The following is a 19,258-nucleotide window of genomic DNA, read 5'->3' as shown; positions in this document are numbered from 1 at the left end:
CCGCCCTTTGCACCACACCTGACAGGGGGGCGCAACCGATGGCGTGCGCCGCAGCACTCGGCTAACCTTTACCGCATGACCGATCCGCACGCCCTGTTCGAAAGCTGGTTCGCCGAGGCGCAGGCCCGCGAGGTCAACGATCCCAACGCGATGACGCTCGCCACGGTGGATGCATCCGGCCAGCCGGCGGCGCGCATGGTGCTGCTGAAGGGGCACGATGCGCGCGGCTTCGTGTTCTACACCAACCTCGAAAGCCGCAAGGCGGACGATCTGCGCGCGCAGCCCCGCGCCGCCCTGCTGTTCCACTGGAAGTCGCTGCGCCGGCAGGTGCGCGTCGAAGGGCCGGTGGAACGGGTGAGCGATGCCGAGGGCGATGCCTATTTCGCCACCCGCGGCCGCGATTCGCGGCTCGGCGCCTGGGCGTCGGACCAGTCCCGCCCGCTGGATGCCCGCGCCACCTTCGAGGCGCGCTTCGCCGCGATGGAGGAGCGCTTCGCCGGCGGCGACGTGCCCCGCCCGCCGCACTGGAGCGGCTATCGCGTGCTGCCCGACCGCATCGAATTCTGGCAGGACCGCGCCCATCGCCTCCACGAACGCCGCCTCTTCACCCGCGACGGCGACGGCTGGGGCGAGGGGCTGCTGTTCCCGTGACGCCCCGCCGCCATGGCGAAGCTCCGGCCCGTCACCCGGACCTGTTCCGGGACCTACCGCCGGGCAAGCGGTGAGGCATGAGGCTCAGGCGTCAACATGCGTGGCGAAGTAGGCTCCGGAACAAGTCCGGGGTGACGGCGGGAGGAAAACCGTCAACCTCACCAGCCTCGGCGCCCCCCCTTCACCCCAGGCTCTTGCTCGCCTGCTCGAAGACGTCCTTGGAGAGGCCGGCGGCTTCCAGCACGCGGCGCAGTTCCGCCTTCATCAGCGCCGCGCGCGTCTCGTCGAAGCGGCGCCAGCGGCCGAGCGGCGGGATCAGCTTGGCGGCAGTGGAGGGGTTCAGCCGGTCCACCGCGATCACCATGTCCGCCAGGAAGCGATAGCCCCGCCCGGATATGTCGTGGAAGGCGCGCTGGTTGGCCGCGAAGGCGCCCACCAGCGAGCGGATGCGGTTGGGATTCGCCAGGGTGAAGTCGCCATGCCGCGCCAGCCGCTCCACCGCGTCGATCGTATCGGCGCGGGCGGAGAGCGCCTGGGTGGTGAACCACTTGTCCAGCACCAGCCCGTTCGCGCGATAGCGCTCGTAGAACAGGTCCAGCGCCTCCTCCCGCTCCGGCGCGGTGCCGTTGGCGAGCACGCCCAGCGCCCCCTGCCGGTCGGTCATGTTGTCCGCCTCGTCATACTGGCGGAAGGCGAGCGCCGCCGCGTCCGCGACGCCTGCCGCCGCCAGGTAGCCGAGCGCCACGGTGCGCAGCCGGCGCAGTCCCTTGGCCGGCGGCGTATATTCGTAGCGGTTGGCCTGCGCCTTGCCGTAGGCCGCGCGCCACTCCTCCTCAAGCGCCGAACCGAGCGCCGCGCGAAGCGCCTCGCGCGCGGCATGGATCGCCGGCGGATCGACCACGAGCATCTGGTCGCCGACGAACGCCTCGCTCGGCAGCAGCACCGCCTCCGCCACGAAGGCGGGGTCCAGCGCCGGATCGGTCAAGGTGCGCTCCACCGCCGCGATCACCGGCGCATGGTCCGCCTCGCCGGTCGCCACCGCCACCACCAGCGTATCGACCATCAGCTGCTGCATCGCCTCGTAGCGGGCGAACGGATCGTCGTCATTGGCCGAGAGGAAGGCGAGGTCGGCGGCCGAGCGATCCGTCTCCACCACCACCGGCGCGGAGAAGCCGCGGTTGATCGAGAGCACCGGCCGCTCGCCGACGCCCTCGAACAGCACCTCCTTGCTGGCCCCGTCCAGCAGCACCACCTGCTCGGGCGCGATCGTGGTGCCGGTCAGCTCGCCGAACAGCGCCACCTTCAGGGGCAGCGGCATCGGCGTCTTGTCCGGCTGGCCGGGTGTCGCCGGCACCGTCTGCCCCAGGGTGAGGCGCGCCTGTCCGCTCGCCGGCTCGTGGGTGATCGTGGCGTGCACGCGCGGCGTACCGGCCTGCCCGTACCACAAGCGGAAGTCGGCCAGGTCGGCGCCGCTCGCATCCTCCATGGCGCGCACGAAATCCTCGCACGTCGCCGCCTGCCCGTCGTGCCGCTCGAAATAAAGGTCGCTGCCCAGCCGGAACGCCTGCGCGCCCAGCATCGTGTGCAGCATGCGGATCACCTCCGCGCCCTTGTTGTAGACGGTGGCGGTGTAGAAGTTCGATATCTCCATATAGGCATCGGGCCGGATCGGGTGGGCGAGCGGCCCGGCATCCTCGGGGAATTGCGCGGCGCGCAGCGCCCGCACATTCTCGATCCGGTTCACCGCCGGCGATCCCTGGTCGGCGGAAAATTGCTGGTCGCGCAGCACGGTGAAGCCCTCCTTCAGGGAGAGCTGGAACCAGTCCCGGCAGGTCACGCGGTTGCCAGACCAGTTGTGGAAATATTCGTGCGCCACGACGCCGGCCACGGCATCGTAATCGGCATCGGTGGCGGTATCCGGATCGGCCAGAATGTAGCGCGAATTGAAGATGTTGAGGCCCTTATTCTCCATCGCGCCGAAGTTGAAGTCGGCCACCGCCACGATGTTGAACTCGCCGAGATCATATTCGCGGCCATAGGCCTGCTCGTCCCACGCCATCGCCGCCTTCAGGGCGGCCATCGCATGCTCCGTCTTGCCCAGATCGGCCGGCTTCACCCAGATGGCGAGGTCCACCGCGCGGCCGCTGCGCGTGGTGAAGCCGTCACGATTGGCCGAGAGATCGGCGGCGACCAGTGCGAACAGATAGGTGGGCTTGGGGAACGGATCGCGCCACTCGGCCCAGTGCCGCCCCTCGGCCAGGCCGCCGCCGTCGGTGCGATCGCCGTTCGAGAGGAGCAGCGGATAGGTCGCCTCGTCCGCCTCCAGCCGCACGGTGTAGCGGCTCAGCACGTCCGGCCGATCGGGGAAGAAGGTGATGCGGCGGAAGCCCTCCGGCTCGCACTGGGTGCACAGCATGCCGGCCGAGGCGTAGAGCCCCATCAGCTGCGTGTTGCGCTCCGGCGCGATCGCCACCTCGGTCTCGATCAGGTGGGCGTCGCCGGGCAGGTCGATCACCAGCGCCGGCCCGTCCATCCGCCAGCTGTCCGCCAGCGCCTGGCCGTCGATGCGCACGGCCAGCGGATCGAGCCCGTCGCCGTCCAGCCGCAGCGGCCGGCCGTGATCGCCGTTGCGCGTGACGCTGAGCCGGGCGAACACCCGCGTCTCCGCCGGATCCAGCCGGAAGTCGAGCGACACGTCCGGCACCAGCCAGTCGGGCGGCCGATAATCCTCGCGGCGGATCACCGGCGGTGGCGAGACGGCGGCTGTCTGTATATCGAGCATCGCGACAACCTAGAGCCTGATCGCCCGGGGTGGAAGCGCCTCGCGCTGCCGTAACCGCCGGGAAGCGGGCGTGGGTCGGCGCGCAGGCGGCATTTCACGCCCGCGCGCGCCGGCCCGACGACGGATGAAGGGCGCCATGACCACGCTTCTGATCTTCGGCCCCGGCTACACCGCCAGCCGCATCGGCGCGGCGCTGCGCGGCCGCGGCTGGCAGGTGATCGCGGCGCGCCGCTCGGCGGCCGCAGGCGATGTCGCGTTCGACGATGCGGCGGCCGTGCTGCCGGCGATCGCCGCCGCCACCCACATCCTCTCCTCCGTGCCGCCGGCCGAGGGCGAGGATCCCGTGCTCGCGCGTTATGGCGCGGCGCTGGCGGCGGCGCCCGCGCGCTGGATCGGCTATCTCTCCTCCACCGGCGTCTACGGCGATGCCGCCGGGGCCTGGGTGGACGAGGCCACGCCGCTCGCCGGCCGGCGCGGCGGCCGCAACGCCGCCGACGCGCGCTGGCTCACGCTCCACCCGGAAGCCCGCATCTTCCGCCTGCCCGGAATCTACGGCCCCGGCCGCTCCGCGCTGGACCGGGTGGCGGAAGGCCGAGCCCACCGCATCGCCCTGCCCGATCAGGTGTTCAGCCGCATCCACGTCGACGACATCGTCGGCGCAGTGCTGGCGAGCCTCGCGGCGGGGCCGCCCGGCGCCTACAATGTGGCCGACGACGCGCCGTGCAGCCAGAACCGCGTGATCGAGGCGGCGTGCGACCTGCTCGGCCGCCCCTGGCCGCCGCTGCTGCCGCTGGCCGAGGCCGGCCTCTCCCCGGCGGCGCTGGCCTTCTATGCGGAGAACCGCCGCGTCGCGAACGGCAAGGCGAGGCGGCTGCTCGGCTGGAGTCCGCGCCATCCGGATTATTGCGCGGGCTTGCGCGCGATCTCGCGGACGCCGGCGAACTGAGACGACGAGCCCGGCATCGCCGGCAGCGATGGCTTCCCGCCGGGCGCGATGCTCTGTATCGGGGCGGCAGGCAGAAGCGGCAGGAACCTGCTGACGTTTGCGGAGACTCCGGGGCAAGGATGCTGCGACCCTTCGGTGAGAACATGTGGACGGCCGACGGGCCGCCGGTATCCGTCGCGGGCTTCCTGTATCCCACGCGGATGATCCTGATCCGCCTGTCGGACGGCACGCTGTTCGTCTGGTCGCCTGTGGCCTTGTCCGTCGATCTTGCCGCGCGGGTCGATGCGCTCGGCCCGGTGCGCCACATCGTCGCGCCCAATTCCCTGCACCACATGTTCGTCGGTGAGTGGCAGGCCGCCTATCCGGAGGCAAGATCCTATGCGGCACTAGGGCTACGCGAGAAGCGCCGAGACCTCAGGTGGGATGAGGATCTGGGCGATGCGCCGGCAGCGGCGTGGGCGAACGATATCGATCAGGTCGTCATGCGGGGAAACCGGATCACGACCGAAGTCGTCTTCTTCCATCGCGCAAGCCGAACGGTCATCTTCGCCGATCTGATCCAGCATTTCGAGAGCGGCTGGTTCACGGGCTGGCGCGCACTTGTCGCACGGCTCGATCTGCTTACCGCGCCTCGGCCCACCGTCCCCCGAAAGTTCCGGGCTACGTTCCGCGACCGGACCGCCGCTCGCCGCGCGGTCGGGCAGATCCTCGATTGGCCGGCCGAAGCGGTGCTGGCGGCGCATGCCGCACCGATCCCGCACGGTGGCCGGGCCGCGATCGCGCACGCCTTCGGCTGGCTGCTCGACTAGGTTCGGAACGGGCCGCCGCGCGCTCTTCTGCGATGCAGGCGGGGGAGCCGATGCCGCGGCGCACGGAACCACCTCCTGCCATGGCCCCTCACACCCAGCCGCCGAGGTCCATCGGGCCGATCAGCGCGCGATAGCGGGCCAGGGCGTAGCGATCCGTCATGCCGGCGATGAAGTCGGCGACGTGGCGGGCTCGGGCGGGCTCGTCGGGCGGCAGGCGATCGCGCCAGTGCGGCGGCAACAGCGCCGGATCGGCGCGATAGGCGGCGGCCAGCCCCGCGATCACGCCCCGCGCCCGCTCCGCGATCGCCCGCTGGCTCGGATGATGGTACAGCCGCGCATACATGAACCGCTTGAACGCGCGCTCCTCGACCGTCATCGCCGGCGAGAAGCGGGCCAGCGCCGCTCCCGCCGCGCGCACCGCATCGACGCTGCCGGGCGCCGCCCGCGCGATCGCCGCGCGAGTCTCGGCGAGCAGGTCGTTCACCATCCGGCCGATCTGCTCGCGGATCAGCTCCGCCACCCGCGCTTCCGGCGCCAGGTCCGGCAGGCGCCGGCTCACCGCCGCCCAGCCGGGCGCCACCAGCGGCTGCGCCACCACCTCGGCAAGGTCGATCAGGCCGGCGCGCAGGCCGTCGTCGATATCGTGATTGTCATAGGCGATGTCGTCCGCCAGCGCCGCCACCTGCGCCTCCAGCGAGGGCCAGGTGCCCAGATCGAGCGGGAAGGCGGCATCCGCCTCCGCCAGCGCCCAGGGCGGCGTGCCCGCCACCGGGCCGTTATGCTTGGCCAAGCCCTCCAGCGTCTCCCAGCCCAGGTTCAGCCCCGGCCAGCGCGGATAGGGCGTCTCCAGGGTCGTCAGCACGCGCAGCGTGTGGGCATTGTGGTCGAAGCCGCCGGCATCGGCCACGGCGGCGGTCAGCGCCTCCTCGCCCGCGTGGCCGAACGGGGGGTGGCCGATATCGTGGGCCAGGCACAACGCCTCGGTCAGATCCTCGTTCAGCCCCAGCGCGCGGGCGATCGTGCGGCCAATCTGCGCCACCTCCAGGCTGTGCGTCAGACGGACGCGATAATGGTCGCCGTCCGGCGCGACGAACACCTGCGTCTTGTGACCCAGCCGGCGGAAGGCGATCGCGTGGATGATCCGGTCGCGATCGCGCTGGAAGGCGTCGCGCGGGCCGCGCGTGGCATCGCGCCCCTCGTCGTGCAGCCGCCCGCGCGATGCGGCCGGATCGGAGGCGTAGGGGGCGGTCATCGCCGGCCTCCATAGAGGGGCCGGCAGCGCTTGGGAATCGCGCGCTACCGCGCCGTCACCTTCTCCACGTCGTTGCCGGCGCGGGTGGTGAACTGGATGCCGGAGACGCCCGCCTTGCCGAGCCGGTTCACCTGCGCCTGCGCCTCCTCCGCCGTCTTGAACGGGCCGATCAGCAGCCGGTTGGAGGCGCGCCACGGCGCCGTATAGGTCGCCTTGCCCTCCAGCAGCTTGGGCGCCCTGCCCTTCACATTGTCCCAAGCCTTGTCCAGATTGGCCTTGTTGCTGCCGGATGCGACCTGCACCCAGTAGCGTTCCGGCACCTTGCCCTTGGCCTCGGCCTTGGCGGCGGTCTTCCGGTCGTCCGCCTTCTCGTCGGCCTTGGCGGTCTTCGACTTGTCGGCGCCCTTGCCCTTGTCGGCCGCCTTGCCTTTATCCGCGGCCTTGCCCTTGTCGCCGGCCCTGCCCTTCGCCGGCGCCACATCCGGCTCGGCATCCTTGCCCTTGCCAGCGGCGGCATCACGGGCGGAAACCTTGCTTCTGGCGGATACCGGGTCCCTGTCGCCGGCCTTCTTCCCGGCTACCGCGTCCGCCGCCTTGCTTCTGCCGCCCACCTTGTCGGCATCGGCGGCCTTTTCCGCCATCCTCCCCTTCGCCGCCGTTCCGCCTTTGGCCGACGGCTTCTCCGCGCCCCGGCCGGCAGACGTGCCGCTGCGCTCGTCGGCGGCGGCCAGTTGCACGGCCTTGTCGCGGCCGGCCACCTTCGTCCGGCCGCTCGTCGTCGCGGCGCCGGCCGGATCCTCGCCGACGTCCCTGCCCGCGCCGCGCGTCGATCGATCGATCTGCCTGCGGACCGCCTCGCGGCTGCCGGCTGCCGGCTCCTGGGCGGGCGCACGCTCCACCGGCGCGGGCCGCTGGGCGACGGGCGCGCGCGACGGCGGCAAGTCCACGATGCGCTCCGGCGCGACGGGCTCGACGCCGGCGAGCGCCGGCCCACGCGCGGTGACGACCAGCGCCGCCGCCGCCCCGCCCGGCACAGGCAGCGGTGCGGGCGCGTTCGTCGTCGCGGTGGTGGCGACCGTCGGCGCGGTCGCATCCGGCGCGACAGGCGGAACGGCGGAGGCAGTCACGGACGGTGCAGCAGCCGATGTCGCCACCGCGATCGATCCTGCCGCGGCCGGCTGCGGGGCCGAAGCGGCCGTCGCCGAGCCCGTCGATGCCGGCGGCTCCGTGCCGATCGCCGTCGTCGTCCGCGCCAGCTGCGCGGTCGCCGAGGTGGCGGTGCTCGAGCCCGTCGGTGCCGCCGGCTCTGTGCTGGTCGCCGTCGTCATCCCCGCCGGCTGCGAAGTCGCCGAGGCGGCAGTCCTCGAGGCGATCGATGCCGGCGGCACCATGACGGTCGCCGACGTCGTTCGCGCCGGCTGCGGCGTGGCCGACGTGAACGTCGCCGATGGCACCGCCACTGGTGGAGCGGCGGCAACGGACCCGGCACCCGCGAACGCCACCGCCGGCGCAGACGGCATCGCCGGCGCGCGCGTCGCTGCCGTGCCCTGCGTCTCGGCCGTGCCAGGCACGCCGTCGATCGCGCGCATCCGCACCGGGTCCGCCTGCGCCAGCCGGGTGGGCGCCGACGCGGCCGATGGCGTCAGGGCCTGCGTGACGCCCGCCATGGTCGCCGGACGCGGCACCGGAGCGGTCGCTCCACCCATGCGCGCAGGCGTGGCGGCGGCGACCGTCGCCCGCGTCGCAGCCGGCACGGCCGTCTGCCCGGGGATCGGGGCGGCGAGCACGTGCGCCGGCGGCAGCACCTCGGCCGTCTCGCCGAAGCCAGGGCGGCGGCGCGGCGCGCGGAGGTCCGCCACGTCGGCAGCGGTCGCGATGCGCGGCCCCAGCGCCTCGCCGGCCGGGATCAGCGGCGTATCGCCGCGTCGGTCGCCACGCGGGTCGCGCGCCGCGCCCGCCGTGCCGATCGCGGCCGGCAGCGGCGTCGATCGCGCATCGGCGAACAGCTCGGCCGCCGTGTACGATCGCGCGTCGGACGGGAAGTAGCCGAAATTCACCGCCAGCGCCTTCTGCGCGGGGTTCAGCTTCACCAGCCGGCCCATGAAGGTCGCCATCACCGTCGCCTGCGGGCCGGGCATCGCGCCGCGCACCACATTGGCCGCGCCCGCCTGGTCGCCGGTCAGCGCCAGCACGAAGGCGCGCGCGCGCACCGCGCCGCTGTCGCGCCGGCGCAGCAGCGGCTCCAGCATCGTCAGCGCGCCGGCGCGATCGCCGGATATCGCCATCGACAAGGCGAGCCGCCGCACCGTCTCGTCATCGTCCTTCGCGCGCAGCGCCAGCGTGTAGTCGGCCTGTGCGCGGCGATTGTCGCCGATCAGGTCGTTGGCGAGCCCGCGATCGGCGGCGATGTCGCCCGCCGGCACGCCGAGCGCCACCGCCTCGTCGAACAGCTTCAGCGCCGTGCGCGGCTGCTCCATCTGGACGAGCGCCGTGGCGAGGCCCGCCTTGATGCGCCCGTTGCGCGGCGCGATCTCCTCGGCACGGGCATAGAAGCCGAGCGCGGCGTTCGCGTCGCCCACCGCCAGCGCCGCCCGCCCGGCCCCGGTGAGGGAAGCGAGATCGCGCGGGTTGGCGGCCAGCATGCGCAGGTATCGGCTCAGCGCCGTCACCGGATCGACGTCGGCGATCGCCGGATAGGCGGGGGCGCCATAGCCGGATGCCGGATAAGCCGTCGACGGCGTGGCCTGCGCCGCCAGCACGGCGCCCGGCATCGCCAGCGGGATGAGCGCCAGCAGCCGCGCGCGCGGGGAAAGGATTCGCGATGTCATGGTCAGGAGCAGATAAGCGGGCCGCGCCGGGCGGCTTCAACCCGCCGCGTCACCGCCGCGCGACCAGCCGGTGCGCGGTCCGGACGAACGGCCGCCGGGCCACGCCGTCGCCACGTCGCCCGGCCGACGTGACGGCACCCCGCGCCGGCACGCGCGCATCGCACCGTCGCGCGACGTAGCCTACTGATTGTTCTGGCGGTTCAGGAAGCGCGGGATGTCGAGCGGCTCTACGCCGCGCTTCTGCTCGGCCTCCGGCTCGATCTGCGCCTTGGCCGCGCCGCGCGCGATGTTCGACATGCGCTCGAACAGGGTGCCGCCCTCGCGGGCGATGCGCGGGGCCGGGGCGGGCGCCTCGGCCGGCGGGGTCAGCCAGGCCGGGCGGGCCTGCTCGGGCCGCACGGTGGCGGGCGCCGGCTCCGGCTCCGGCGTCAGCATCGTGCCGGTGTCGAGCAGCAGTTCCTCCTCGGCCGCCGGTGTCGGTGCCGGGGCTGCCGCCACGGGCGCTGCGGCCGGCGGAGGCGCCGGCTGCTCGGCGACGGGCGCGGGCGCCTGCTCGGCCACGGGTGCCGCAGCCGCCGGGGCCGCGGCAGGCGTCGCCGCCGGCTCGGCCTTGCGGGACTGGGGGAAGGCGAACAGCTTGGCCGGCTCGGCGGCGGCGGAGGTGTCCGCCTCGATCCCGGTGGCCACCACCGAGACGCGGATCTTGCCTTCCAGATCGTTGTTGAACGCCGAACCCCAGATGATGTTGGCGTCCGGATCGACGAGTTCCTTGATGTGGTTGGCGGCCTCGTCCACCTCCATCAGGCGCATGTCCTCGCCGCCGGTGATGGAGATGATGACGCCCTTGGCGCCCTTCATCGAAACGCCGTCCAGCAGCGGGTTGGCGATCGCCTTCTCGGCCGCCTCGATCGCGCGATTGTCGCCCGATGCCTCGCCCGTGCCCATCATCGCCTTGCCCATCTCGCCCATCACCGAACGCACGTCGGCGAAGTCGAGGTTGATGAGGCCCGGCATCACCATCAGGTCGGTGATGCCGCGCACGCCCTGCTGCAGCACCTCGTCCGCCATCTTGAAGGCGTCCTTGAAGGTCGTGTTCGGGTTGGCGACCAGGAACAGATTCTGGTTGGGGATCACGATCAGCGTGTCGACATGCTTCTGCAGCTCCTCGATGCCGGCGTCGGCCGATTTGGCGCGACGATTGCCCTCGAAGCTGAACGGCTTGGTGACGACGCCCACCGTCAGTATGCCGCGATCGCGCGCGGCCTTGGCGATCACCGGCGCGGCCCCGGTGCCGGTGCCGCCGCCCATGCCGGCGGCGATGAAGCACATGTGGGCGCCGTCCAGCGCGCGCTCGATCTGCTCGATCGTCTCCTCGGCCGCCGCCCGGCCGATCTCCGGCCGCGATCCGGCGCCCAGCCCCTGCGTGATCTTCAGCCCCAGCTGGATCCGGCTCTCCGCCGAGGAGGCGTTGAGGGCCTGCGCATCGGTGTTGGCGACGATGAAGTCGACGCCCTGCACGTCGGACGCGATCATGTTCGCGATCGCGTTGCCGCCCGCGCCGCCGACGCCGATCACGCTGATGCGCGGCTTCAACTCGTCGACCTCGGGGCGCATGAACTCGATCGTCATCTGATAATCTCCTGTAGCCGCACCACGGCCCTACGCTTTGCCCAAAACTGCCCGATCCGAATCGGCAACGCACGTGAAAAGTTAACGCGGGATCGATTTAGTAGCCCTGCCGGAAGGCCGCGATCAGCCGCTGCACCACGCTGGAGGCCGTCGGCCGGTGGACCATCGTGGTGGAGGGCACGATCTGCCGCAGGTCCACCGGATCGGACGCAGCATATTGCACCAGCCCGGCAACGGTGGCGAAGGCCGGGCCGGAATGCGCCTCCGGCAGGCCGGAGAGGCCGCGCGGCCGGCCGATCCGCACCGATCGGCCGAGCAGCCCCTGCGCGTAATCGGCCATGCCCTTCAGTTCCGCGCCGCCGCCCGTCAGCACCACCTGCCGGCCCACCGGCCCGGTGAAGCCCAGCGCCTTCAGGGTCGTCGCCACCTCGTTCATCCAGTGTTCCAGCTGCTGGCGGATGATGGCGATCAGCTGCGCCCGCGTCATCCGGCCCACGTCGGCGCCGTCGGCATCGCCGCTGATCGGGGCGATGTCGATCATGTCGTGATTGTCGCGTGGCGACGTGGTGGCCGATCCGTAGAAGGCCTTGATCCGCTCCGCATCGAAGCGCCGCATGCCGAAGGCGGAGGCGATGTTGTCGGTGATGTCGGACGCGCCCATCGGGATCGAGTGGAGCCCCACCAGCATGCCGCCGGCGAACAGCGAGACGTTGGTCACGCCGGCGCCCAGCTCCACCAGCGCCACGCCCAGCTCGCGCTCCTCGTCGGACAGGCAGGCCATGCCGGTGGCGATGGGCGAGGCGACGATCGACTTCACCTCCAGGTGGGCCGATCGCACGCACAGATCGACGTTGCGCACCGGCGAGGCCTCCGCCGCGACGACGTGGATGTCCACGCCCAGCCGGTCGGCATGCAGGCCCAGCGGCGTCTTGGTGCCCTTCAGGCCATCCAGCGTGTAGAGCGTCGGCTGCGCGTGCAGCACCATCCGCCCTTCGGGGTCGATCGATCCGCGGCCGGCCGCCAGCAGGTCGTCGATGTCGCGCTGCTCGATGCGGTGGCCGCCGAGATCCACCTCCACGCTCGCCAGGGTGGAGACGAGGCCGCCGGCCGAGAAGCTGACCCACACGTCCTCGATGTTGGTGCGGGCGATGCGCTCGGCCTGCTCCACCGCCTCGCGGATCGCCGCCTCGGTGCGCTCCATGTCGGCGATGTAGCCGCGCCGCACGCCCTTGCTCTCGCGCTGGCCGGTGCCCAGCACCTGCAATTCGCCGCCCTCTTCCGGCGCCAGCGCGATGAGCGCGCAGACCTTGGAGGAGCCGATATCCAGCGCGGTGATGAGCTTGCCGTTATGCGTGTTGGCCATGCTGTCCCCCTTCGGCGCCGCCGGCCGTCCTCCCCCAGGAACAGGCGGCGGCGCATCTCATGTGTTGTTCGTCGCGCCGTCGTCGGCGGGCGGCGGCGAGGCCGGTGGTTTCGCCGCGGTCGGCGGCGGCGTGTCGATCGCGGGCGGCGGCACCGGATCCTTCACCCGCACCACGAAGCGGCCGGGCACGCGCATGTCGAAGCGAATGATGCCCTGCCCCAGCAGCCGCGCGACGCCGTCGCGCCTGGCGAAGTCGATCAGCGCGGCGCGCGCCTGCGTGTCGCCCTCTGGCAGCGACAGCGTCTCGCCGGAGCGGAAGCGGATGTCCCAGCGGCGATCGCCGATCCAGCTCGCGCCGTCCAGCACCGGCCGCAGCTGCGGCGCCGCGGAGAGCAGGCTGGCGAGCGCCGCCAGCCGCAGGTTGGCGCCCGGCCCAATCACGATCGGCAGGTCGGGCAGCGGCGTGCCCTCCAGCCGCACCTGCTCGATCACCCGGCCCTGCGCGTCCACCAGCGCCAGCCGCCGCTGATACTGCCAGATGGCGGCTGGCTGCCGCTCGACGATGTCGATCACCAGCGTATCGGGGAAGCGGCGGGAGACGCGGGCATCCTTCACCCAGCCCTGCATCAGCAGCCGCGCGCGGATCCCGGCCAGGTCCACCAGCGGCATCGCCCGCGCCTGCTGGTCCAGCGCGGCATTCTCCACCTGCCGCCGGTCCATCCGGTCGATGCCGGTGATCTCCACCCGCTTCACCGCGAAGCCGGCGCGGCCCAGCAGCTCGCCCGCCTGCAGGCCGATCATCTGCGGCAGGCCCATGGCGACGAAGCCGGCCACGGCGGCGGCGATCAGCAGCAGCGCCAGCAGGTAGCGGCCGATGCGCCGGGCCAGTTCGGCGACGCGTGGCGGGACGATGGCCAGCGCCCGCGTCGCCTGCGCCTGCGTTTTCACCACCACGCGCGGCTTCACCGGCGCGCGCTTCCTGGGCGATGTGCCGCGGCGGATCGTGGCGGGCTGGGCGCGCACCGTCGTCATGCCGCGCTCCCGCCGTCCATGGCCTCGTCGACGATGCGCTGCACGAGCTGTGCGTAGCTCATGCCGATGTGGCGCGCCTGCTCGGGCACCAGGCTCAGCGGCGTCATGCCGGGCTGGGTGTTCACCTCCAGCAGATAGAGGCCGGCCTCGCCATGCTCCTCGTCCCAGCGGAAATCGGAGCGGCTGGTGCCGCGGCAGCCGAGCACGCGATGCGCCTTCACCGCCATCGCCAGGGCGGAGGAGGCGATCTCCGCCGGGATCTGCGCCGGGCAGATGTGGACGGTCAGGCCATCGGTATATTTGCTGTCGTAATCGTAGAAGCCGCTCCGGGGTTTCAGCTCCGTCACCGCCAGCGGGCGCCCGTTCTCGGCGCCGCCGAGCACCGCCACGGTCAGCTCGCGCCCCTTGATGAACGGTTCGGCCAGCAGCCGGTCGAAATGCCGCCACGGGCCATCCGCGTCGCGGCCGATCGGGCTGCCGTAATTGCCCTCCTGCGTGACGATCGCGACGCCGACCGAGGAACCCTCGTTCACCGGCTTCAGCACATAGGGGCGCGGCAGCGGATCGGCGGCGTACAGGCTCTCGGACGCGACCATCAGCCCCGCCGGCATGCGGATGCCGTGCGGCACCAGCTCGTTCTTCGTCAGCTGCTTGTCGATCGCGATCACCGATGTGGCGAGGCCGCTGTGGGTGTATCTCAGCCCCATCAGGTCGAGCATGCCCTGCACCGATCCGTCCTCGCCGGGTGATCCGTGCAGCGCGTTGAACACCACGTCGGGCGCGGCCTCCGCCAGCCGGGCGGCCACGTCGCGGCCCATGTCGATGCGGGTCACGCGGTGGCCGAGCGACTCCAGCGCGTCCGCCACGCCGTTGCCGCTGGTCAGCGACACCGCGCGCTCGGCCGACCAGCCGCCCATCAGCACCGCGACGTGCATCAGATCCTCCCCGGCACGGGGAGGGGGACCGCGCCGCGCAGCGGCGTGGTGGAGGGGGATAGCGGCGTCGCGCAACCAGTAAGGGAAGGCGCCCGGCCGCGCCGCGCCTCCACCATGCTGCGCATGGTCCGCCTTCCTGTTCCGGGGAGGATCATCCGGCCACTCCCACGCGCTGGATTTCCCACTCCAGAGCAACCCCCGTCTCGGCCAGCACGCGCTCGCGCACCTCCTCGCCCAGCGCCTCGATGTCGGCGGAGGTCGCGCCGCCCAGGTTCAGCAGGAAGTTCGTGTGCTTTTCGGATACCTGCGCGTCACCGCGCCGCAGCCCCCGGCAGCCGGCGCGATCGACCAGCGCCCACGCCTTCTCGCCCGGCGGGTTCTTGAAGGTGGAGCCGCCGGTGCGGCTGCGCAGCGGCTGGCTCGCCTCGCGCTCGGCGGCGATGCGGTCCATCTCCGCGCCGATCACGGCGGGATCGGCGGCGTGACCGCGAAAACGGGCCGCCACGACGATCGCGTCCGGCGGCAGATCGGAGTGGCGGTAGGTGTAGCCGAGTTCGGCCGCGTCCAGCGTGTCCGTCCGGCCGTCACGATACATCACGGTGGCGTGGACGAGCACGTCCGCCGTCTCGCGGCCGTAGGCGCCGCCGTTCATCCGCACGAAGCCGCCGACGGTGCCGGGGATCGAGCGGAGGAACTCGAGGCCGCCGATGCCGGCGTCGCGCGCCGTCGACGAGACGAGGATGCCCGAGGCCCCCGCCCCGCAGGCGAGCGAAAGGTCGCCTACGTCCGCCGCCACCCTGGCGAAGGCCTTGCCGAGCCGCACCACCACGCCCGGCACGCCGCCGTCGCGCACGATCAGGTTGGAGCCGAGACCCAGCCCCATCACCGGCATCGCCGGGTCGAGATCCCGCAGGAACCCGGCGAGATCCTGCTCGTCGGCCGGTTCGAACAGCCACTCGGCCGTGCCGCCGCTCTTGAACCAGACGAGGGGCGCCAGCGGCGCGGCCGCCGTCAGCCGTCCGCGCACGGACGGGATGACGGGCGAGGCCGCGACGCTGGCGGCTGGGTTCATTTGCGCACGCCCCACATGCCCATCCACGTCTCCCACGCCTTGGCGTTGGCATCGGCGACGTTCTGCGCGGCCTTCATCGCGCCTTCCATCGGCGCGGAGAGGCCGATCATCCTGGTCGCGGCCTCAAGCTGCGCCTTCTGCGCGGCCATCATCTGGTCCTGCAGCATCTTCCAGGCGACGAACGGATCGTTCATGCTCTTTCTCCTTGGATGGCGCCGGCCAGCCCGGCGGCCCATTTCGTGATGTCGCCGGCGCCCAGGCAGATTATCATGTCGCCGCCCTGCACGACATCGCGCAAGGTGGCGGCCAGCTCGTCCGGCCCGGCGATCTCCTGCGCGGCGCGATGCCCCCGCGTCTTCAGGCCACGCACCAGCGCGGCCGCGTCGACGCCCTCCACCGGCTCCTCGCCAGCCGCGTAGACGGGCGCGACATAGACGATGTCGGCATCGTTGAAGGCGGACTGAAAATCCCCCATCAGATCGCCCAGGCGGGAGTAGCGGTGCGGCTGCACCACCGCGATAACGCGCCCCTGCACGCCCTCGCGCGCCGCGGCCAGCACCGCCCGTATCTCCACCGGGTGGTGGCCGTAATCGTCGATCACCGTCGCCGTGCCGCCGGCCAGCGCGATCTCGCCCACCTTGGTGAAGCGGCGCTTGACCCCGCCGAACGCTGCGAAGCCCCTGGCGATCACCGCGTCCGCTATGCCCATCTCCAGCGCCACGCCGATCGCCGCCAGGCTGTTCTGCACATTGTGGCGGCCGGGCATCGGCAGCTCGATATTCTCGATCGATCGGCTGGTGCCGTCGCGGTGGCGCACGATCACCTCGAAGCGGTTGCCGCCGGGGATCGGCGTCACGTTCACACCGCGCACGTCCGCCTGGGCCGAGAAGCCGTAGGTCACGACGCGGCGGTCGCGCACGCGCGGGATCAGCGCCTGCACCTCGGGATGGTCGAGGCACAGCAGCGCCGCGCCGTAGAACGGCACGTTCTCGACGAACTCGACGAAGCTGTCCTTCACCTTCTCGAACGATCCGTAGTGATCCAGATGCTCGGGATCGATGTTGGTGACGATCGCGTAGGTGCCGTCCAGCCGCAGGAAGCTGCCGTCGCTCTCGTCCGCCTCCACCACCATCCAGTCGCTGGCGCCCAGCCGCGCGTTGGAGCCGTAGCTGTTGATGATGCCGCCGTTGATCACGGTCGGGTCCACCCCGCCGGCGTCCAGCAGCGCCGCCACCATCGAGGTCGTCGTCGTCTTGCCGTGGGTGCCGGCCACGGCGACGGTGGATTTCAGCCGCATCAGCTCGGCCAGCATCTCGGCCCGGCGCACCACCGGCACGCGCGTCTCCAGCGCCAGCTCCACCTCCGGATTGCCGCGCTTGATCGCGGTGGAGGTGACGACCACGGCGGCGTCGCCCAGATTCTCGGCCCGGTGGCCGATCATCACGTCGATGCCCTTGTCGCGCAGGCCCTGGATCACATAGCCCTCGGCCACGTCCGATCCCTGCACCTTGTAGCCCAGATTGTGCATCACCTCGGCGATGCCGGACATGCCGATCCCACCGATGCCGATGAAGTGGATCGTGCCGATGTCGGTCGCGACACCCTTCATGCGTAGGCTTCCCTGGCGAGTTTCGGTGGATCGGCCGGCAGCCCGTCGACGACCGGGGTGCGCCCCAGCCCCTCGACCACGTCGGCCAGGTCGCGCGCCGCATCGGGGCGGCCGACGCTCCAGGCGCGCTTGGCGGCATTCTGCAGAGCGCCGGGCTCCAGCGCCAGCTTCTGCATCTGCTTGGCGAGTTCGGTGGGGGTGAAGCGCGGCTGGCGGATCAGCCGCGCGCCACCCGCCGCCACCATCTCGCGCGCATTGGCGGTCTGGTGGTCGTCGGTCGCCGCCGGATAGGGGATCAGGATAGCCGGCCGCCCGGCCACCGTCAGCTCGGCGATCGTCGAGGCGCCGGCGCGGCCGATCACCAGGTGGGACCAGCCGAGCCGCTCCGGCAGATCGGGCAGATAGGTGGCGAGATCGGCGGGGATGCCGAGCCCGGCATATTTGGCGCGCACCGTCTCGATATCCTCGGGCCGGCACTGCTGCGTCACCTGCATCCGCCGGCGGAAGGTGACGGGCATCAGCCCCAGCCCCTCCGGCACCACTTCGGAGAGGATGCTGGCGCCCTGGCTGCCGCCCGTCACCAGGATGCGGAAGGCGCCCTCCTCGGTGATCGGCGGGAAGGGCTGGTCGCGCAGCGCCGTGATCTCGTCGCGCACCGGATTGCCCACCACGCGCACCTTCGGCTCCAGCCGCGCCGCCAGCCGCTCCACGCCGGAAAAGCCGGTGGCGATCGCATCCACCCGCCGCGCCAGCAGCCGGTTGGTGCGGCCGAGCACCGCGTTCTGCTCGTGCAGCGCGGTCGGGATGCCCTGCTTCAGCGCCGCCAGCAGCGCCGGCAGCGCCGGATAGCCGCCGAAGCCGATCACGGCGGAAGGCTCGAACGTGCGGTACAGCTGGCGCGCCATCTCCCGCCCGGCATGGATCGCCCGCGCCGCACGCAGCCAGCCGATCGGCCCGCCCTCCAGCCGGCCGGCCGGCAGGATGTGGGTCTGCACGCCGCCGAACAGGCCGGGGAAGCGGGCGCCGCGCTCGTCCGTCACCAGCGCCACACGGTGGCCGCGCCGCATCAGCTCGGCCGCCAGCGCGTGCGCCGGGATCATGTGACCGCCGGTGCCGCCGGCCGCCAGCACGAAGTGGCGGGTGATGCCGGGGATATGCTGGCTCATGTGCGACCGCTCCACTTCACCACATAGGGAGAGCGGGTCAGATAGGGGTTGCGCCGGGTGAAGGCCAGCAGCAGGCCGAAGCCGATCGACACGGCCAGCAGCGACGAGCCGCCATAGCTGATGAACGGCAAGGTCATCCCCTTGGAGGGCACCACCTGCACGTTCACCGCCATGTTCACCAGCGCCTGCAGGCCGAACTGGGTGGCGAGGCCTGCGGCGGCCAGCATCAGGAAGCTGTCCTCCTCGTCCAGCAGCTTGATGAACACGCGGACCATGATGGCGAGGTAGATGAAGGCGATCGCCAGGCAGGAGATCAGGCCGAACTCCTCGCCGATCACCGAGAAGATATAGTCGTTGTGCGATTCCGGCAGCTTGAACTTGCGCACGCCGCCGCCCGGCCCCAGGCCGACCAGGCCGCCGTTCACGATCGTCGCATGCGCCACGTCGACATGGTAGGTGTCGCCCGATCCGGTGACGAACTCCATGATCCGCCCGCGCGCGACATCGTAGAACAGGAAGGCGGCGACGATGCCCGCCAGCCCCACTCCGCCCAGCCAGAACAGGAAGCGCATCGGCACGCCGGAGATCAGCAGCAGCGCCATCCACACGCAGACGAAGATCACCGTCTGGCCGAAATCGGGCTGCTTCATCAGGAACAGCGCGATCACGCCGACGCCGACGAAGGAGAGCGGCACCACCGGCAGGCTGCGATCCTGCTGCTTCAGCGACAGCATCCACGCCAGCGCCACCACGAAGAAGGGCTTCAGGAACTCGGACGGCTGGAAGCGCAGCGGATCGACGCCGATCCAGCGCACCGCGCCGTTCACCTTGATGCCCACGAACGGCACCAGCACCAGGCAGGCGGCGAACAGCACCGCCGCCCAGATCGACCAGCGCCGCGCCACATCCTTCGGCAGCATGGAGACGCCGATCATCGTCGGCACGCCGAGGCCGACCCAGACCAGCTGGCGCGTGAAATAATAGAGCGGCGGCTTCCCCTCCAGCCCGGCGGCCGCGGGCGACGCGGCGGCTACGGCGATCAGGCCGATGCCGATCAGCAGCACCACCAGCAGCAGCAGTACGCGATCGATCTCCCAGAACCAGGTCGCGTACCAGCTGCGATCGGCGCGGCCCAGCCGCACCACCTGCTTGCGGCTACGCTGGATCGTCGATGCCGTCATGCC

15 protein-coding genes are annotated in these 19,258 nt (G+C 71.8%); 3 read left to right on the top strand and 12 right to left on the bottom strand.

Annotated features, from left to right (window positions below; translation table 11 throughout):
* Positions 1 to 75 precede the first annotated feature (75 nt).
* Positions 76 to 651, top strand: a complete 576-nt coding sequence (gene pdxH, locus GNT64_RS01325; protein ID WP_156677886.1) for a pyridoxamine 5'-phosphate oxidase — start codon at positions 76 to 78, stop codon at positions 649 to 651.
* Between the two features lie 181 nt (positions 652 to 832).
* Here pdxH and pepN read toward each other — a convergent pair whose 3' ends face one another.
* Positions 833 to 3,433: an aminopeptidase N gene (pepN, locus tag GNT64_RS01320; protein ID WP_156677885.1), complete on the bottom strand. Its 2,601-nt coding sequence runs from the start codon at positions 3,431 to 3,433 to the stop codon at positions 833 to 835.
* A gap of 136 nt (positions 3,434 to 3,569) precedes the next feature.
* On the opposite strand from pepN, the gene GNT64_RS01315 reads away from it, so the two are divergent.
* Together GNT64_RS01315 and GNT64_RS01310 are read left to right on the top strand one after the other, a co-directional pair.
* A complete protein-coding gene (locus tag GNT64_RS01315; RefSeq protein WP_156677884.1) occupies positions 3,570 to 4,379 on the top strand; it encodes a Rossmann-fold NAD(P)-binding domain-containing protein in 810 nt (269 codons plus the stop codon).
* A 143-nt stretch (positions 4,380 to 4,522) separates the two neighbouring features.
* Positions 4,523 to 5,188, top strand: a complete 666-nt coding sequence (locus GNT64_RS01310) for a DUF4336 domain-containing protein (protein WP_197277224.1) — start codon at positions 4,523 to 4,525, stop codon at positions 5,186 to 5,188.
* Between the two features lie 88 nt (positions 5,189 to 5,276).
* Here GNT64_RS01310 and GNT64_RS01305 read toward each other — a convergent pair whose 3' ends face one another.
* From GNT64_RS01305 to GNT64_RS01255, 11 genes are all read right to left on the bottom strand, one after another.
* The gene (locus GNT64_RS01305) at positions 5,277 to 6,440 is read right to left on the bottom strand and encodes a deoxyguanosinetriphosphate triphosphohydrolase (RefSeq protein ID WP_156677883.1); all 1,164 of its coding nucleotides are present in this window, start codon (positions 6,438 to 6,440) and stop codon (positions 5,277 to 5,279) included.
* A gap of 44 nt (positions 6,441 to 6,484) precedes the next feature.
* Positions 6,485 to 9,268 carry a tetratricopeptide repeat protein gene (locus GNT64_RS01300; RefSeq protein WP_156677882.1) on the bottom strand — a complete coding sequence of 928 codons (2,784 nt, stop codon included), beginning with the start codon at positions 9,266 to 9,268 and terminating at the stop codon, positions 6,485 to 6,487.
* Between the two features lie 180 nt (positions 9,269 to 9,448).
* A complete protein-coding gene (gene ftsZ, locus GNT64_RS01295; RefSeq protein WP_156677881.1) occupies positions 9,449 to 10,897 on the bottom strand; it encodes a cell division protein FtsZ in 1,449 nt (482 codons plus the stop codon).
* Positions 10,898 to 10,994: 97 nt separating this feature from the next.
* Positions 10,995 to 12,260 carry a cell division protein FtsA gene (gene ftsA / locus GNT64_RS01290; protein WP_156677880.1) on the bottom strand — a complete coding sequence of 422 codons (1,266 nt, stop codon included), beginning with the start codon at positions 12,258 to 12,260 and terminating at the stop codon, positions 10,995 to 10,997.
* 57 nt (positions 12,261 to 12,317) lie between these two features.
* Entirely contained in the window at positions 12,318 to 13,292 is a 975-nt protein-coding gene (locus GNT64_RS01285) for a cell division protein FtsQ/DivIB (protein WP_156677879.1), read from the bottom strand.
* On the bottom strand, positions 13,289 to 14,227 hold the full coding sequence (locus GNT64_RS01280) for a D-alanine--D-alanine ligase (RefSeq protein ID WP_156677878.1): 939 nt from the start codon (positions 14,225 to 14,227) through the stop codon (positions 13,289 to 13,291). The genes GNT64_RS01285 and GNT64_RS01280 overlap by 4 nt, the downstream gene beginning before the upstream one ends.
* A gap of 151 nt (positions 14,228 to 14,378) precedes the next feature.
* The gene (gene murB, locus GNT64_RS01275) at positions 14,379 to 15,299 is read right to left on the bottom strand and encodes a UDP-N-acetylmuramate dehydrogenase (protein ID WP_197277223.1); all 921 of its coding nucleotides are present in this window, start codon (positions 15,297 to 15,299) and stop codon (positions 14,379 to 14,381) included.
* On the bottom strand, positions 15,296 to 15,493 hold the full coding sequence (locus GNT64_RS01270; protein WP_156677877.1) for a hypothetical protein: 198 nt from the start codon (positions 15,491 to 15,493) through the stop codon (positions 15,296 to 15,298). The genes murB and GNT64_RS01270 overlap by 4 nt, the downstream gene beginning before the upstream one ends.
* The gene (murC, locus tag GNT64_RS01265) at positions 15,490 to 16,908 is read right to left on the bottom strand and encodes a UDP-N-acetylmuramate--L-alanine ligase (RefSeq protein ID WP_156677876.1); all 1,419 of its coding nucleotides are present in this window, start codon (positions 16,906 to 16,908) and stop codon (positions 15,490 to 15,492) included. The genes GNT64_RS01270 and murC overlap by 4 nt, the downstream gene beginning before the upstream one ends.
* On the bottom strand, positions 16,905 to 18,074 hold the full coding sequence (murG, locus tag GNT64_RS01260) for an undecaprenyldiphospho-muramoylpentapeptide beta-N-acetylglucosaminyltransferase (RefSeq protein ID WP_156677875.1): 1,170 nt from the start codon (positions 18,072 to 18,074) through the stop codon (positions 16,905 to 16,907). The genes murC and murG overlap by 4 nt, the downstream gene beginning before the upstream one ends.
* Positions 18,071 to 19,255: an FtsW/RodA/SpoVE family cell cycle protein gene (locus GNT64_RS01255; RefSeq protein ID WP_156677874.1), complete on the bottom strand. Its 1,185-nt coding sequence runs from the start codon at positions 19,253 to 19,255 to the stop codon at positions 18,071 to 18,073. Before GNT64_RS01255 ends, murG begins: the two co-directional genes overlap by 4 nt.
* Positions 19,256 to 19,258: the final 3 nt, after the last annotated feature.

Source organism: Sphingomonas profundi (assembly GCF_009739515.1).
In the GTDB taxonomy this organism is placed as follows: domain Bacteria; phylum Pseudomonadota; class Alphaproteobacteria; order Sphingomonadales; family Sphingomonadaceae; genus Alterirhizorhabdus; species Alterirhizorhabdus profundi.
Note: the sequence above shows the minus strand (reverse complement) of the source record. Positions and strands in the feature narration are given on the sequence as shown.

Excerpts from the sequence above, each read along its gene's own strand:
- pdxH (WP_156677886.1), top strand. The coding sequence starts at position 76 with ATGACCGATCCGCACGCCCTGTTCGAAAGCTGGTTCGCCGAGGCGCAG.
- pepN (WP_156677885.1), bottom strand. The coding sequence starts at position 3,433 with ATGCTCGATATACAGACAGCCGCCGTCTCGCCACCGCCGGTGATCCGC.
- GNT64_RS01315 (WP_156677884.1), top strand. The coding sequence starts at position 3,570 with ATGACCACGCTTCTGATCTTCGGCCCCGGCTACACCGCCAGCCGCATC.
- GNT64_RS01310 (WP_197277224.1), top strand. The coding sequence starts at position 4,523 with ATGTGGACGGCCGACGGGCCGCCGGTATCCGTCGCGGGCTTCCTGTAT.
- GNT64_RS01305 (WP_156677883.1), bottom strand. The coding sequence starts at position 6,440 with ATGACCGCCCCCTACGCCTCCGATCCGGCCGCATCGCGCGGGCGGCTG.
- GNT64_RS01300 (WP_156677882.1), bottom strand. The coding sequence starts at position 9,268 with ATGACATCGCGAATCCTTTCCCCGCGCGCGCGGCTGCTGGCGCTCATC.
- ftsZ (WP_156677881.1), bottom strand. The coding sequence starts at position 10,897 with ATGACGATCGAGTTCATGCGCCCCGAGGTCGACGAGTTGAAGCCGCGC.
- ftsA (WP_156677880.1), bottom strand. The coding sequence starts at position 12,260 with ATGGCCAACACGCATAACGGCAAGCTCATCACCGCGCTGGATATCGGC.
- GNT64_RS01285 (WP_156677879.1), bottom strand. The coding sequence starts at position 13,292 with ATGACGACGGTGCGCGCCCAGCCCGCCACGATCCGCCGCGGCACATCG.
- GNT64_RS01280 (WP_156677878.1), bottom strand. The coding sequence starts at position 14,227 with ATGCACGTCGCGGTGCTGATGGGCGGCTGGTCGGCCGAGCGCGCGGTG.
- murB (WP_197277223.1), bottom strand. The coding sequence starts at position 15,299 with ATGAACCCAGCCGCCAGCGTCGCGGCCTCGCCCGTCATCCCGTCCGTG.
- GNT64_RS01270 (WP_156677877.1), bottom strand. The coding sequence starts at position 15,493 with ATGAACGATCCGTTCGTCGCCTGGAAGATGCTGCAGGACCAGATGATG.
- murC (WP_156677876.1), bottom strand. The coding sequence starts at position 16,908 with ATGAAGGGTGTCGCGACCGACATCGGCACGATCCACTTCATCGGCATC.
- murG (WP_156677875.1), bottom strand. The coding sequence starts at position 18,074 with ATGAGCCAGCATATCCCCGGCATCACCCGCCACTTCGTGCTGGCGGCC.
- GNT64_RS01255 (WP_156677874.1), bottom strand. The coding sequence starts at position 19,255 with ATGACGGCATCGACGATCCAGCGTAGCCGCAAGCAGGTGGTGCGGCTG.